Source organism: Pseudomonas umsongensis, assembly GCF_002236105.1.
GTDB classification, from domain to species: domain Bacteria; phylum Pseudomonadota; class Gammaproteobacteria; order Pseudomonadales; family Pseudomonadaceae; genus Aquipseudomonas; species Aquipseudomonas umsongensis.
Genome location: NZ_NIWU01000001.1, coordinates 854,793 through 870,383 on the forward strand (window position 1 = coordinate 854,793; position 15,591 = coordinate 870,383).

General features: G+C 60.8%; 13 protein-coding genes and 1 pseudogene. 8 read left to right on the forward strand and 6 right to left on the reverse strand.

The features are described 5' to 3' along the window. The first annotated feature begins 227 nt into the window (after positions 1-227). Complete coding sequence (locus PSUM_RS03820) at positions 228-1,040, forward strand: crotonase/enoyl-CoA hydratase family protein (RefSeq protein WP_020799191.1); 813 nt, start codon at positions 228-230, stop codon at positions 1,038-1,040. Between the two features lie 7 nt (positions 1,041-1,047). Beyond that, positions 1,048-1,878: an NAD(+) diphosphatase gene (nudC, locus tag PSUM_RS03825; protein ID WP_020799192.1), complete on the forward strand. Its 831-nt coding sequence runs from the start codon at positions 1,048-1,050 to the stop codon at positions 1,876-1,878. Here nudC and PSUM_RS03830 read toward each other — a convergent pair. Continuing rightward, positions 1,846-2,625: a TSUP family transporter gene (locus tag PSUM_RS03830; RefSeq protein WP_020799193.1), complete on the reverse strand. Its 780-nt coding sequence runs from the start codon at positions 2,623-2,625 to the stop codon at positions 1,846-1,848. The two genes, nudC and PSUM_RS03830, sit on opposite strands and share 33 nt — an antisense overlap. A 195-nt stretch (positions 2,626-2,820) precedes the next feature. Then, complete coding sequence (locus PSUM_RS03835) at positions 2,821-4,062, reverse strand: acyl-CoA dehydrogenase family protein (RefSeq protein ID WP_033045418.1); 1,242 nt, start codon at positions 4,060-4,062, stop codon at positions 2,821-2,823. Between the two features lie 357 nt (positions 4,063-4,419). On the opposite strand from PSUM_RS03835, the gene sfnG reads away from it, so the two are divergent. Then, complete coding sequence (gene sfnG, locus PSUM_RS03840; protein ID WP_083349012.1) at positions 4,420-5,514, forward strand: dimethylsulfone monooxygenase SfnG; 1,095 nt, start codon at positions 4,420-4,422, stop codon at positions 5,512-5,514. Between the two features lie 124 nt (positions 5,515-5,638). On the opposite strand, the gene PSUM_RS03850 is transcribed toward sfnG, so the two are convergent. After that, complete coding sequence (locus PSUM_RS03850) at positions 5,639-6,115, reverse strand: nuclear transport factor 2 family protein (protein ID WP_020799197.1); 477 nt, start codon at positions 6,113-6,115, stop codon at positions 5,639-5,641. Between the two features lie 56 nt (positions 6,116-6,171). Continuing rightward, complete coding sequence (locus tag PSUM_RS03855; RefSeq protein ID WP_083349013.1) at positions 6,172-6,735, reverse strand: TetR/AcrR family transcriptional regulator; 564 nt, start codon at positions 6,733-6,735, stop codon at positions 6,172-6,174. 203 nt (positions 6,736-6,938) lie between these two features. Between PSUM_RS03855 and pssA the strand changes: the two genes are divergently transcribed. Beyond that, positions 6,939-8,282: a CDP-diacylglycerol--serine O-phosphatidyltransferase gene (pssA, locus tag PSUM_RS03860; protein ID WP_083349014.1), complete on the forward strand. Its 1,344-nt coding sequence runs from the start codon at positions 6,939-6,941 to the stop codon at positions 8,280-8,282. Positions 8,283-8,413: 131 nt separating this feature from the next. On the opposite strand, the pseudogene PSUM_RS30945 reads toward pssA, so the two are convergent. Further along, positions 8,414-8,509, reverse strand: a pseudogene (locus PSUM_RS30945) (iron uptake system protein EfeO); the annotation flags it as partial. Between the two features lie 86 nt (positions 8,510-8,595). Then, complete coding sequence (locus PSUM_RS03865; protein ID WP_083349015.1) at positions 8,596-9,750, reverse strand: MalY/PatB family protein; 1,155 nt, start codon at positions 9,748-9,750, stop codon at positions 8,596-8,598. A gap of 220 nt (positions 9,751-9,970) precedes the next feature. On the opposite strand from PSUM_RS03865, the gene fdnG reads away from it, so the two are divergent. Genes fdnG through fdhE form a run of 4 tightly spaced genes read left to right on the forward strand, consistent with a single transcriptional unit; the run spans position 9,971 to position 15,553 of the window. Then, a complete protein-coding gene (fdnG, locus tag PSUM_RS03875) occupies positions 9,971-13,036 on the forward strand; it encodes a formate dehydrogenase-N subunit alpha (protein WP_141195475.1) in 3,066 nt (1,021 codons plus the stop codon). Continuing rightward, complete coding sequence (gene fdxH, locus PSUM_RS03880; protein ID WP_083349017.1) at positions 13,037-13,972, forward strand: formate dehydrogenase subunit beta; 936 nt, start codon at positions 13,037-13,039, stop codon at positions 13,970-13,972. Next, positions 13,969-14,622 carry a formate dehydrogenase subunit gamma gene (locus PSUM_RS03885; protein ID WP_020799205.1) on the forward strand — a complete coding sequence of 218 codons (654 nt, stop codon included), beginning with the start codon at positions 13,969-13,971 and terminating at the stop codon, positions 14,620-14,622. The genes fdxH and PSUM_RS03885 overlap by 4 nt, the downstream gene beginning before the upstream one ends. A gap of 4 nt (positions 14,623-14,626) precedes the next feature. Continuing rightward, the gene (fdhE, locus tag PSUM_RS03890; RefSeq protein WP_083349018.1) at positions 14,627-15,553 is read left to right on the forward strand and encodes a formate dehydrogenase accessory protein FdhE; all 927 of its coding nucleotides are present in this window, start codon (positions 14,627-14,629) and stop codon (positions 15,551-15,553) included. Positions 15,554-15,591 lie beyond the last annotated feature (38 nt).

Below are 15,591 nucleotides of genomic sequence, written 5' to 3' on the forward strand. Positions count from 1 at the left end.
TGTTTAGGTACGAACGTGCCTGATACCGGTGCGAAAGCACCGACGAAATGCAGTTTTTTTTGAATTTTTGCCCTGGAAATTCACGGGGTGGTCACATGGATGTGCGTAACGTCTTGCTACGCGCGCACCGTTATGGTGCGCGTGCAAGTCCCGCTTTTGGCTGAACCACTGCCTTGCTGCCTTGTTATAGTTCAGGCTTCTTTTTTGCCCGGTAAAGGATCACTAGCATGTCTGAGTACACAGCGTTCAGCGTCGAACTGGTAGATAAAATCGCTCATGTGCAGATCAATCGCCCGGACAAGATCAACGCGATGAATGCTGCCTTCTGGACCGAAATCATCGAGATTTTCCAATGGATCGACGACACCGACGAAGTTCGGGTAGTCGTACTCAGTGGCGCCGGAAAGCATTTTTCCTCAGGCATTGACCTGATGATGCTGGCTGGCGTGGCCAATGAGCTGGGCAAGGACGTCGGACGCAATGCGCGCTTGCTGCGCCGCAAGATCCTTGATCTGCAGGCTTCCTTCAATGCGGTCGACCAATGCCGCAAACCGGTGCTCGCGGCCATCCAGGGTTATTGCCTGGGCGGTGCCATCGACCTGATTGCCGCCTGTGACATGCGCTACGCCGCCGAAGACGCGCAATTCTCGATCAAGGAAATCGATATCGGCATGGCCGCTGACGTCGGTACACTGCAACGCTTGCCGCGGATCATCGGGGACGGCATGCTGCGTGAACTGGCTTACACTGGTCGCATTTTCGGCGCCGAAGAAGCGCGAGGCATGGGCCTGGTCAATCGCGTCTACAGCGATACCGCCAGCCTGCTCGACGGCGTCATGGGCATTGCCCGCGAGATTGCGAGCAAGTCGCCGATTGCCGTTACTGGCACCAAGGAGATGATCAGCTATATGCGCGATCATCGCATCGACGACGGCCTGGAATACGTCGCCACCTGGAACGCCGCCATGCTGCAATCGACCGATCTGCGCGTGGCCATGGCCGCCCATATGAGCAAACAGAAACCCGAATTTCTGGATTGATTGAAAAATGACTCCACGTTGGACCACGGCAGTACTGGACACCGACCAGCCCGGCGGCTGGGCGGTAGCGCGCAGCCCCGAAGGCTTTTTGTTCGATGACAACGGCGCGTTGTTTCCCCGCGAATGGCTCAAGCGCCAGGACCTGGCGATACTCGCCGAGCACGGCATTGGCCATCTGGATGGCGAACCTGTCTATCTGCTGGAGTTGCGCGCCCACAGCGAGGTGCCGGGCTGTAACTGGAAAGGCTTGCGGGCGTTCATGCTTGAAGGCGATCACACGGTGTTCAAGGTCCTGGGTTACGCGGCGCAGATCGGCACCTGGGCCCGAGAGCACCGTTTTTGCGGCAACTGCGGCCAGGCCATGATCCAGGTGCCGCGTGAGCGGGCGATGTATTGCCAGCCGTGTGATTTACGCAGCTATCCACGGATTTCCCCAAGCATGATCGTGCTGGTGACGCGTGGCGATGAGGTGCTGCTGGCACGCTCGCCGCGCTTCGTCGCCGGGGTCTACAGCACGTTGGCAGGGTTTGCCGAACCTGGCGAATCGGCCGAGGATTGCCTGATTCGCGAAGTGCGTGAAGAAGTGCAGATCGAAGTGAAGAACGTCCAGTACCTGGGCAGCCAGTGCTGGCCGTTCCCGCACTCGATGATGCTCGGCTTCCATGCCGAATACGCCGGTGGCGAGATCGTCTGCCAGGAGGACGAGATCGAAGACGCCCAGTGGTTCAATGTGCATGATCTACCGCCGTTGCCGGCGTCACGTTCGATCGCCCGCTACCTGATCGACGTCTACGTGGCGCGGCGCTTAGGCCACGCTGAACCAGTGTTGCCAGGCTAGCCGGACGGTCAGGCCCAATACCACGGTGATGAAAACCGGACGAATGAACTTCGCGCCACCGCTGATGGCGGTGCGGGCGCCGAAGAATGCCCCGACCATTACCGACAGGCCCATGCTCAGGCCGATGATCCAGTCCACCTGCCCGGAAAACACGAACACCGACAAGGCCGCAATGTTGCTGACGAAGTTCATGCTGCGTGCCACGCCGCTGGCCTTCACCAGATCGATCGGGTACATCAGCAGGCTGCTGACGGTCCAGAACGCGCCAGTACCGGGACCGGCCACGCCATCGTAGAAGCCAAGGCTGAAGCCTTGGGTCGATTGCCACTTTTTCCTGATCGGGGCGTTGCTGTCCAGCGGCGCTTTCGGCGTGCCACCGAACAAAAGATAGAGGCCACAGGCAAACACGATCACCGGCAGCATCTTGTTCAACCATTCGGCCGGCAGGTAATGAGCGACTACCGCACCGGTCAGTGCTCCGACCAGGGTGCCGACGATGGCGTGTGTCCACTGCCTGGGGTGGAACAACTTGCGGCGGTAAAAAGTGAAGCTGGCCGTGGCCGAGCCAAAGGTCGAACTGAGTTTGTTGGTGCCCAGCACCAGGTGCGGTGGCAGGCCAGCGGTCAGCAAGGCCGGGGTGGTCAACAAGCCGCCGCCTCCAGCGATGGCGTCGATGAAACCGGCAATGAAAGCGACAATGGCCAGGATGGCCAGGGTAGTGAGGTCAACGCTGAGTTCGAAAGGCATGGAATCGGCTTAATCGGCGGGGGGCAGCGAAGGGCTGCAGGGAAGGGCCGGTATCTTACCTTTATCCAACTCTTGCTGCGACCGCGCTGACGCAACCCCCTGTAGGAGCTGCCGCAGGCTGCGATCTTTGATCTTGTTTTTGAGGGGGCAAGATCAAAAGATCGCAGCCTGCGGCAGCTCCTACGGGGATCGGGCTCAGATTTTACGGTCAGGCCCATTGCCGATCTGCCACACGAATGGCGGCTCGGTCCGGTTGATTTCCCAGTCCCCGACAATCCGCGACTTGTAGATCACCGGATTGTGCGACGACACGGTACGCGCATTGCGCCAGTGCCGATCCAGCGATTTGCCCTGGCGAATATCCGAAGCCCCCAGCGCATTGAACAACTGCGTGGACGCGCGCTGGATCAACTCCGTGACCACCACCTGTGCTTTCGCCGATTCGATTTCCGCTGCGACGTTTGCCGAACGCTCCCATTGTTCATCGCCGGCGAACCGCGCCAGATAAGCCTGTTGTGCCGGCTGCGCCGCCCGCAAAGTGGCGGCCTCGGCGGCATACACCCACGCGGCAATATCGCCGACCACTTGCTGGACCTGCGCATCCTCACTGACGCGCTGGGCATTGCCATGGCTGTAGATGCGTTGGCGTTCGCGCACCTGCCGGGACACATCGCGCAACGCCGCACGGCCGATCCCGGCCAGGGTTGCCAGCAACACCAACTGATAAAACGCGGTCTGGTACTTGAAGCGCGTAGCGAAGTCGATGATGTTTTGTGCGTCCACCTCGGCGTCGACAAAGCGCGACGTGCCGCTGCCCGTGGTGCGCTGGCCGAACCCGTCCCAGTCGTCGCTTTGCACGATCCCAGGCTGGCGGGTGCGCACCGCGGCAATCACGTCGCCACCGGTATCGCTACGTTGGGCATAGACATCGATCCAGTCGGAAAACAGGCTACCGGTGCTGTAGAACTTCTCGCCGTTCAGCCGCCATTGCTCGCCATGGAGCGACACCTTGGTGATGACGTCGCCAATCTCCACGTTGCCGATTTCGGTCCAGGCGCAACCGACGACGTCACCGTCTACAAACCGTTTGAACCAGATGTCCCGGGCCGCGCCAGGCGGGGAATTGAGGCGATCTTCGGCAAAGGCGAAGTGACCGCGCAATGCCTGCGGAATGTTCGAGTCAGCCTCGGCCAGTTCGATCAACAACTCAACCAGCTGCGGCAGCGAGGCGCCGCCACCGCCGTATTCAACGGGCACCCGCACTGCGCCAAAGCCAGCGTCCTTGAGCCATTGGATCGGCTCATGGGGCAGGGTGCGCGACTGCTCGCGTTCGAGGGCACCTTCGGCGATTCGCTGGAAAATCGGGCGATACCGGGCGGCCAGCGCTTCGTAGTCAGTGCCGATGGACAGCGGGTTGATTACCTGGTGTTCGGTCATGGAAACAGCTCCTTGGCTGGGCAGAAAAAATGATGTTTGTGCAAGGAGCGATTGCACAGTCCATGCCGGAGGCTAACGCGTGGATTTACTGGCCGGCGCTAATACCATGACGTCCTCAACTGTTGCCGGATCAACAGTGCATCAGCAAATTGCTTCTGACACAGCTCAATCATTGTGGGAGCGAGCCTGCTCGCGAAGGGGCCATCCGACTCAACATCGATGTTGACAGACAAGCCGCCTTCGCGAGCAGGCTCGCTCCCACAAGGGGATCTCGTTCGGTTCAGGGAAGTCGTTGCAGGCACTGGCACGCTTGCTGCTCTACCCCTGGGACATTCCCAATGTCCCGAGGACACGCCAATGAGTCAGCAAGCCGTCAAATTCGCCTACTGGGTACCGAACGTCAGCGGAGGGCTGGTGGTCAGCAAGATCGAGCAACGGACCCACTGGGGCATCGACTACAACCGCAAACTGGCGCAACTGGCCGAAGAGGCGGGGTTCGAATATGCGCTCACGCAGATTCGCTTCACTGCCGGTTACGGCGCCGAATACCAGCATGAGTCCGTCGCCTTCAGCCATGCATTGCTGGCCGCCACCCACAAACTGAAAGTCATCGCCGCGATCCTGCCGGGGCCATGGCAACCGGCACTGGCGGCCAAGCAACTGGCGACCATCGATCAACTGACCAACGGCCGGGTGGCGGTCAATATCGTCAGCGGATGGTTCAAGGGCGAATTCCAGGCCATTGGCGAGCATTGGCTGGAGCACGACGAACGCTATCGCCGTTCCGAAGAGTTCATTCGCTCGCTCAGAGGCGTGTGGACCGAGGACAACTTCACCTTTCGCGGCGATTTCTATCGTTTTGACAACTACAGCCTCAAGCCAAAGCCACTCGGCCTGCCGGAGATCTTCCAGGGCGGCAGTTCCCGTGCGGCGCGGGACATGGCAGCGCGGGTGTCGGACTGGTACTTCACCAACGGCAATACCCCGGAAGGCATCAAGGCCCAGGTCGACGACATTCGCGCCAAGGCCGCGGCGAACAATCACTCGGTGAAGGTTGGCGTAAACGCCTTTGTCATCGCCCGCGATACCGAAGAAGAGGCGCGAGCGGTGCTGGCGCAGATCATCGACCAGGCCGATCCGCAGGCAGTGAATGCCTTTGGTGATGCGGCGAAACAGGCGGGCAGGGCATCACCCGAAGGTGAAGGCAATTGGGCCAAGTCGACGTTCGAGGACCTGGTGCAGTACAACGACGGCTTCAAGACCAACCTGATCGGTACGCCGCAACAGATCGCCGAGCGCATCGTCGCATTGAAAGCGGTGGGTGTAGACCTGGTACTGGCGGGGTTCCTGCACTTTCTGGAAGAAGTCGAATACTTCGGCAAGCGGGTGTTGCCGCTGGTGCGTGAGTTGGAGGCCAAGGCGCTGGTGAAGCCGCAATCAGCCGTCGCCTGAACACGACTGATCGTTCCCACGCTCTGCGTGGGAACGCCTCACCGGACGCTCCGCGTCCGCTTCAGGGACGCGGAGCGTCCCGGGCTGCATTCCCACGCAGAGCGTGGGAACGATCAGTGCCGGGTTACAGGCCGAGGTCCGACAGGCTCGGATGGTCGTCAGGACGACGCCCCAGCGGCCAGTGGAACTTGCGCTCGCTTTCCTTGATCGGCATGTCGTTGATGCAGGCGAAGCGCCGCGCCATCAGGCCGTCTTCGTTGAACTCCCAGTTTTCGTTGCCATAGGAGCGGAACCAGTTGCCCGAATCGTCGTGCCATTCATAGGCGTAACGCACGGCGATGCGGTTATCGGTAAACGCCCAAAGCTCCTTGATCAGGCGATAATCCAGTTCCTTGGCCCATTTGCGCGTCAGAAAGCCCTTGGCTTCTTCGCGGTTGTAGGCGAACTCGGCGCGGTTTCGCCATTTCGTGTCCAGGGTGTAGGCCAGCGAAACGCGTTCCGGGTCGCGGGAGTTCCAGCCATCTTCAGCCAGGCGAACTTTTTCAATGGCCGATTCACGGGTGAACGGCGGCAATGGCGGACGAACTTCGGCGTTAGACATTTCATGTCTCCCTATTAAATTAAAGTTCAAGCAAGTTGTCGGTCTTGATCAAGTTATTACAGGCCCAATAACTTCCGCGCCATGCATTGCGCATTATCGGCAGCCCTGTGGTCACCCATGACAAGTGCGACGGTAATGGCTCCGTCGATCAGGATCAGCAGCTGTTTGGCCAGCGTCTGCGGATCTTCAGCGCCATATTCGGTACACAGCTCGCACACGTAGTCGAGCAGCTTCTGTTTGTGGTCCCTGGCGACCAGGCGAACCGGGTCTCGCGGATCGCCGGTTTCACCGCTGGTGTTGATGAATGCGCAGCCGCGAAAGCCTTCGCTGGCGAACCAGGACGTGAGTACGGTGAACAGGTTGAGCAGGCGTTCGGCTGGCGTTTGGGCCTGTCCGACTTCGCTTCTGTACCACTGCATCCAGCGTTCATCCCGGCGTTGCAGGGCGGCGACGGTCAGCTCCTCCTTGTTGGCGAAGTAGCGATAGATACTTTTTCTGGAGACGCCGGCGGTTTTCACCAGGAGATCCATGCCCGTGGCGGCAATGCCACTTTTGTAGATCAACTTTTCGGTGACATCCAGAATGATGTCGCGTGTGTCGTTGCTGGTTATCTTGTTCATGTGACTACAGTAGAACGATCGTTCTCCTTGGTCAACCTGTTCTTGAGATCAAAAGATCGCAGCCTTCGGCAGCGCCTACACCGATCTCTGTAGGAGCTGCCGCAGGCTGCGATCTTTTATAGGGTATGAGCCTCATCGCAAGACCCGAACCGAACGATGGTGTAAGCTCTCGGGTTCTTCGGATTCGACCCATTGCGAGCCCTATGCCGTCGCTTTTCAAACGCCCCCTGCTGCCAAAACTGCGCAGTTTTCCGCTGACCGCCGATGCCGTCACCATCCTCTCTGGCGCCGCCGAGTTCCGCCGTTGCCTGCTGGAAAAAATCGCCAGCGCCACCCAGCGCATCTATATCGTTGCGCTGTATCTGCAACAGGACGAGGCCGGCCAGGAAATTCTCGATGCCTTGCACGCGGCCAAGCTGGCGCGGCCGGAACTGGAAGTGGCGGTGGTCGTTGACTGGCTGCGCGCTCAGCGCGGGCTGATCGGTGCCGGCAAGCAGCCGGGCAATTCGGCCTGGTATCAGGAAATGACCCGCACCCACCAAAGCGTGGTGCCGGTGTACGGCGTGCCCGTGCAGACCCGCGAGCTGTTTGGCGTGTTGCACTTGAAGGGTTTTGTCATCGATGACTGCGTGATCTACAGCGGTGCGAGCCTGAACAACGTCTACCTGCACAAGTTCGACAAGTACCGGTATGACCGTTACCACCTGCTGCACAACCGCGCGCTGGCCGACTCGATGCATCACCTGGTGCAGCACGGCCTGGTGGCTTCAAAGGCGGTGCATCGCCTGGACCTGCCAAACCTGCCGACCACCCGCAGCCTGCGCAACGACATCGGCGACCTGCGCAGCCGTCTCAAGCACGCGGCCTACGACACGACCCAGGGCACCACGGACAAAGATGGCCTGTCGGTCAGCCCGCTGCTGGGCGTAGGCAAGAACAACCCGTTGAGCCGGGTGATTGGCGAGCTGATCGGCAGCGCCCGGCAGCAGCTGACCATCTGCACGCCATATTTCAACCTGCCCTTGGCGGTGACCCGGGAAATCAACCGGGCGCTGGCCAGGGGTGTGAAGATCGACATCGTGGTCGGAGACAAGACCGCCAACGATTTCTACATTCCACCCAGCGAACCGTTCAAGGTGATCTCGGCGCTGCCGTATCTCTACGAGATCAGCCTGCGCCGCTTTGCCAAGCGGCATCAACGCAACATCGACAGCGGACAGTTGAACCTGCACCTGTGGAAGGACGGCGACAACACCTACCACCTCAAGGGCATGTGGGTCGATCAGCGCTACACCTTGCTGACCGGCAATAACCTCAATCCGCGGGCGTTCCGTCTCGACCTGGAAAACGCCTTGCTGATCGATGATCCGCAAAACGAATTGCTCGAACCACGCCGCGCCGAGCTGGCACAGATCTTCCAGCACACCCGGCGCATCGAGCGCTACCAGGACCTGCAAACCCTGCCGGATTACCCGGCAGGGGTGGCGAAGTTTCTCAAGCGGGTAAGCCGGGTGCGCATCGAGCGGTTGCTCTACCGCATTCTTTAGAAGCTGTAGCGCGACCACTGACGCCATCGCGAGCAGGCTCGCTCCCACAGTGTCCGATGTGAACACAAATTATGTGTACATCATCAATCACTGTGGGAGCGAGCCTGCTCGCGAAGAGGCCCGTCCAGGCACTACAACACTCCATTCAACCCAAGCTTGCCCCGCATCATCGACAGATCTTCAGCCAGCATATTCACCAGCCCAACCAGCGCCTTGCGATCGTCTTCGCCGGCAAGCCTGGCTCCTACAGGCAAGCCAGGCGATGCAGCGTGTCTGTTGCACCGCGATATCGTTTTTCGCGGGCAAATCGGGATCAGCCGTTACGATGCCGCAAACTGCGCTCCATCCGAGCAATCCCTTCTTCCAGCATCGACCGCGGGCAGCCGAAGTTCAGGCGCACGAACTGTTGGCAGCCATCGCCGAAATCCAGGCCTGGGCTCAAGCCGACCTTGGCCTGTTCGAGGAAGAACTGTTGCGGGTTATCCAACCCGAGAGCCGAGCAATCGAGCCAGGCCAGGTAGGTGCTTTGCGGCACATTCATCGTAATGCCCGGTAAACGGCTGCGCACGGCGTCGACCAGGTAATCGCGGTTGCCCTGCAGGTAGTCCTTCAGCGCGGCCAGCCAGGGGGCGGCTTCGCTGTAGGCGACGCGGGTGGCTTCCATGCCCAGTGGATTGACGCTGTCGACCATGCCGCAACGGGCGTGATTGACCTTCTCGCGCAGGTGGCGATCCTGGATGATCATGAACGAGGTTTTCAGGCCGGCGATGTTGTAGGCCTTGCTGGCCGACATCAGCGTGATGGTGCGCTGGGCGATTTGGGGGCTCAGGGACGCCATCGGCAGGTGTTGGCGACCGTCAAAGCACAGTTCGGCGTGGATCTCGTCAGAAATGATCCAGGCCTCGTTGGCCAGGCAGATGTCGGCAATGGCTTGCAGTTCATCCCGGGCGAAGGCTTTGCCCAACGGATTGTGCGGGTTGCTCAGGAGCAGCGCGCCGCCGCCTTCCAGGGATTCGTTCAAGGTCGCCAATGGCGTGGCGTAGGTGCCGTCGGGCTGCGGGTCGAAGCCCAGCTCGACCTTGTTCAGGCCCCAATGACCCGCTGCGTGACGCAGGGGCGGGTAGTTGGGAACCTGCACCACTACATTCTGTGCCGGCTGTACCAGCGCCTTGAGCGCCATGTTGAAGCCCGACTCGACGCCCGGCAGGAAGATCAGCTCTTGCGGCTCGACGCGCCAGGCGTACTTGTTCCACAAATCGGCAACGATGGCTTCGCGCAAATCGTCCTTGGCCACGCTGTAGCCGAGCAACGGGTGTTCCAGGCGCTTTTGCAGGGCCTGGATGATCATCGGCGGCGCGGCGAAATCCATGTCGGCGACCCACATCGGCAGCACATCGGTCGGGTAACGGCTCCACTTGGTGCTACCAGTGCCGTGGCGGTCGAACACCTGATCAAAATCGAAAGTCATGCGCAGTCTCGTAAACGCTGGGTTGGAATGGCAACCATGATAATCGCCAAGCCCCTGTGGGTGCGAGCAAGGATGTCGATGGTTGCTCGACGGTCGGTTTTCACACAAGACGCGTACCCATTGTCTACAGTTTCAGGTGTCGGTAGCGAGACTGCCGCCACCGTGATTGTCCAGAAAAATCCGGCAACGCACCGGATTTCCACCTGATAAGGAGTGCACGATGGACCTCAGCCGTCGTCAGTTCTTCAAGGTCGCCGGTATCGGCCTTGCAGGCTCGAGCCTGGGCGCGTTGGGCATGGCCCCGACTGCCGCTTTCGCCGAGCAGGTGCGCCATTTCAAGCTTGCCCACACCCATGAAACCCGCAACACCTGCCCGTATTGCTCGGTCGGTTGCGGGGTAATCATGTACAGCCAGGGCGATGCGGCCAAGAATGTCGCGCAAAATATCATCCACATCGAAGGTGACGCCGACCATCCGGTGAACCGCGGCACCCTGTGCCCCAAAGGCGCAGGCCTGCTGGACTTCATTCACAGTCCCGGCCGCCTGCAATATCCGCAGGTGCGCAAACCCGGCAGCAGCGAGTGGACGCGAATCTCCTGGGAGGAAGCGCTCGATCGCATCGCCGACCTGATGAAGACCGACCGCGACGCCAACTTCATCGAGAAGAACGCCCAGGGGCAGACGGTCAACCGCTGGCTGACCACTGGTTTCCTCGCGGCATCGGCGGCGTCCAACGAAGCGGGCTACATCACCCATAAGGTGGTTCGCAGTCTCGGCATGCTGGGGTTCGATAACCAGGCGCGTGTCTGACACGGCCCGACGGTGGCAAGTCTTGCCCCGACGTACGGCCGTGGTGCCATGACCAACCACTGGACCGATATCGCCAACGCGAATCTGGTTCTGGTAATGGGCGGCAACGCAGCGGAGGCGCACCCCTGTGGTTTCAAGTGGGTGACCGAAGCCAAGGCGCACAACAAGGCTCGGTTGATCGTGGTCGACCCGCGATTCACCCGCACGGCCTCCGTGGCCGATTATTACGCGCCGATCCGCACCGGCACCGACATCGCCTTCATGGGCGGGCTGATCAATTACCTGCTGACCGAGGACAAGATCCAGCACGAGTACGTGCGCAACTACACCGACGTGTCGTTCCTGGTCAAACCCGGGTACGGCTTCGAGGACGGGATTTTCAGCGGTTACGACGCGGCCAAGCGTGTGTACACCGACAAAACCGGCTGGGGCTATGAGCTGGGCGAAGACGGCTTCGTCAAGACTGACCCGACCCTGCAGGACCCGCGCTGCGTCTATCAACTGATGAAGCAGCATTACAGCCGCTACAACATTGAAATGGCGAGCCAGATTTGCGGGATGCCGGTCGATGCCATGCAGAAAATCTGGGAGGAAATCGCCACTTGCTCGCAACCGGGCAAGACCATGACCATCCTCTATGCACTGGGTTGGACCCAGCACTCGATTGGCGCGCAGATCATCCGCAGCGCGGCGATGGTGCAACTGTTGCTGGGCAACGTCGGCATGCCGGGCGGTGGGGTGAATGCCTTGCGCGGGCACTCCAATATCCAGGGGCTGACCGACCTGGGCCTGCTGTCCAACTCGCTGCCGGGCTACCTCACGCTGCCCGGCGACGGCGAGCAGGACTACACCGCCTACATCCTCAAGCGCACGCAAAAACCGTTACGGCCGGGTCAACTGTCCTATTGGCAGAACTACAGTAAATTCCACGTCAGCCTGATGAAGGCCTGGTACGGGGCCAATGCCACGCTGGAAAACAACTGGGCCTTTGATTATCTGCCGAAACTGGACATTCCCAACTACGACATCCTCAAGGTGTTCGACCTGATGGGCCAGGGCAAGGTCAACGGCTATATGTGCCAGGGCTTCAACCCCATTGCCGCGTTGCCGGACAAGAACCGCGTGATGGCCGCGCTGGCCAAGCTCAAATGGCTGGTGGTGATGGACCCGTTGGCCACCGAAACCTCGGAGTTCTGGCAAAAGGTCGGGCCCTATAACGACGTGGACAGCTCCGCGATCCAGACCGAAGTGATTCGCCTGCCCACTACCTGTTTCGCCGAGGAAGACGGCTCGCTGGTCAATAGCAGTCGCTGGTTGCAATGGCACTGGAAGGGCGCCGACGGCCCTGGGGAGGCCTACACCGACATTCGCATCATGAGCGAGCTGTTCCTGCGCCTGCGCCAGCGTTATCAGGCTGAAGGCGGTGCCTATCCCGACCCGTTGCTGAAACTGTCGTGGCCGTACAAGGTTCCTGACGAACCGTCACCGGAAGAACTGGCCAAGGAGATCAACGGTTACGCCGTCACCGACTTTACCGACGCCACGGGGGCGCTTATCAAGGGCAACGCGCAACTGGCCGGGTTTGGCCAGCTCAAGGACGACGGTGGTACGGCGTCCGGGTGCTGGATTTTCTGTGGCAGCTGGACCGAAACGGGCAACCAGATGGCCCGCCGCGATAACAACGACCCGTACGGCATGCACCAGCACCAGGGTTGGGCCTGGGCCTGGCCGGCAAACCGGCGGATTCTCTACAACCGCGCCTCGGCCGACCTGAAAGGCAAGCCCTGGGACGATAAAAAGCGTCTTGTGTGGTGGAACGGCAAGGCCTGGGCCGGCACCGATGTGCCGGACTACAAGGCTGACGTGGCGCCAGAGGCGGGGATGAACCCGTTCATCATGAACCCCGAAGGCGTGGCGCGGTTCTTCGCCGTCGACAAGATGAATGAGGGGCCATTCCCCGAGCACTACGAGCCATTCGAGACGCCGATCGGCATCAACCCACTGCACCCGCAAAACAAGAAAGCCACCAGCAATCCGGCGGCGCGGATCTTCGATTCGGTATGGGACACGCTGGGTGTGGCCAAGGATTACCCCTACGCCGCCACCAGCTACCGGCTGACCGAGCATTTCCACTTCTGGAGCAAGCACTGCAAGCTCAACGCCATTACCCAGCCCGAACAGTTCGTCGAAATCGGCGAAGTGCTCGCCAGTGAACTCGGCATCGTCGCCGGCGACCGTGTGCGGGTCAGCAGCAAGCGAGGCTTCATCGAGGCGGTGGCGGTGGTGACCAAGCGGATTCGTCCGTTGCAGGTCAACAATCAGATCGTGCACCAGATCGGTATCCCTTTGCACTGGGGATTCACCGGGCTCACGCGCCACGGCTACCTGACCAACACCCTGGTGCCGTTCCTCGGCGATGGCAACACCCAGACCCCGGAATCCAAGTCATTCCTGGTCAACGTGGAGAAAGTCTAAATGGCCAGCCAAGACATCATTGCCCGCTCGGCCACTACCACCGTACCGCCATCGGTACGCAATCAGGAGGAAGTCGCCAAGCTGATCGACACCACCAAGTGCATTGGCTGCAAGGCCTGCCAGGTCGCCTGCTCGGAATGGAACGAGCTGCGCGACGAGGTCGGCCACAACCTCGGCACCTACGACAACCCGCAGGACCTGACAGCAGAAACCTGGACCCTGATGCGTTTCAGCGAGCACGAAACCGACGCCGGCAACCTGGAATGGCTGATCCGCAAGGACGGCTGCATGCATTGCGCCGAACCCGGTTGCCTGGCGGCTTGCCCCAGTCCCGGAGCGATCATCAAGCACGCCAACGGCATCGTCGACTTCAATCAGGATCACTGCATCGGCTGTGGCTACTGCATCACCGGTTGTCCGTTCAACATTCCGCGCATTTCGCAGAAGGACCACAAAGCCTACAAATGCACCTTGTGCTCGGATCGGGTGGCGGTGGGGCTGGAACCGGCCTGTGTGAAAACCTGTCCGACCGGCGCCATCGTGTTCGGCTCCAAGCAGGACATGAAGGAACATGCCGCCGAGCGCATCGTCGACCTCAAGAGTCGTGGCTTCGACAACGCCGGCCTGTACGACCCCGCGGGCGTTGGCGGCACGCACGTGATGTATGTGCTGCACCACGCCGACACCCCCAGGCTGTACGCCGGACTGCCGAGCGATCCGGTCATCAGCCCGTTGGTGAGCCTGTGGAAGGGCGTCAGCAAGCCCCTGGCGCTGCTGGCCATGGGCGCGGCGGTGCTGGCCGGGTTCTTCCATTACGTGCGCGTCGGGCCACAGGTGGTCGAGGAAGATGAACGGCCGCCGTCGAGCGATCCTGCGGTGCATGAAGTCGATCCATCGGTGCATACCTATGATCCGAAGCGGGAGGACAGGCCATGATCCGCAAACAGATCCTGCGCTACACCAGCAACCAGCGCACCAACCACTGGCTGGTGGCGATTCTGTTCCTGATGGCGGGGTTATCGGGCCTGGCGCTGTTCCATCCGGCGCTGTTCTGGTTGAGCAACCTGTTCGGTGGCGGGCCGTGGACGCGCATCCTGCATCCGTTCATGGGCGTGCTGATGTTCGTGTTCTTCTTCGGCCTGGTGCTGAGTTTCTGGCGCGCCAATATCTTTATCGCCAATGATCGATTGTGGCTGCGGCGGATCGACCGGGTGATGAAAAATGAAGAGGAGGGCGTGCCTGCCATCGGCAAATACAATCCCGGGCAAAAGCTGCTGTTCTGGACTTTACTGCTGTGCATGCTGGTGCTGTTGTTCAGCGGGCTGGTGATCTGGCGCGCCTACTTCAGCGCCTATTTCGGCATCACCAGCATTCGCTGGGCAATGCTGTTGCACGCGTTGGCCGGTTTCGTGCTGATCCTGAGCATCATCGTGCACATCTACGCCGGCATCTGGATCAAGGGATCGGTCAGCGCCATGCTGCATGGTTGGGTCAGTCGCGCCTGGGCGAAAAAACACCATGAGCTCTGGTACCGTGAAGTGACCCGGGATGAGCGTCCCGATCCGCCGCTGAACAGAAAAGGATAACCACTTGGCCACGATCCTGGAGCCGGGACAGATTGAAGCGGCGGCGACATCGCCGCCGTTTCTGCACCTGCCACCGCCGAACCTGTTTGCCTTGCGTGCGTCGCGCCTGGAGCGCCTTGCCGACGGTCATCCATTGGCCGATTACCTGCGTCTGGTGGCGGGGTTGTGCAACGTGCAGCAACGTCTGATGGACGATCCCCCCGAGGCGGCACAGCCGGACCCGCAACGCGTCAGGCAGTGCCTGGATCTCGGCCTGCCACCGTTTGCCGCCGACAGCCTGGTGCGCGAGGATGCGTGGCTGGCGTACCTGCAAGCGCTGTTGCAGCGCTATCAGCCACCGGCGCAACCGGCGGTGGAAAACGCCGTGGCAACCTTGCGTGAGGCCAACGTCGGGCAGCGCAAGGCGTGGGCGATAGCCTTGGTCAGCGGACAGTTCACCTTGCTGCCGGCGGCGCTGGTGCCATTTCTGGGGGCTGCGTTGCAAGTCGCGTGGAGCCATTGGCTGCTGAGTACCCCCGACCTCGCCTTGAAACCCGGCAACAGTCTTAACCAGTGCCCGGCGTGCGGCTCACCGGCCATGGCTGGGGTGATCCGCCATCGCGGCAAGTACAACGGCTTGCGCTATCTGGTGTGCTCACTGTGTGCCTGTGAATGGCATGTAGTGCGGGTCAAGTGCGTCTATTGCGAGCAGAGCAAAGGCTTGCAATACGTCAGCCTCGACAGCGACCGTCACGCCGCGGACAAGGCACCGTTACGCGCCGAAACCTGCCCCGGTTGTCGCAGTTATCTGAAGCAGCTGTACCTGGAATGCGACGCCGAGGGCGAAGCGCTGTCCGCGGACCTGAGCAGCCTGATGCTCGACATGCGCCTGGAAGAGGAGGGTTTTGCGCGCCCTGCGCCCAACCTGCTGCTGGCACCCGGGGGCGATTGAAGCGAACGTCTACACTCAGGCGGTCAACGTTTGCCGGA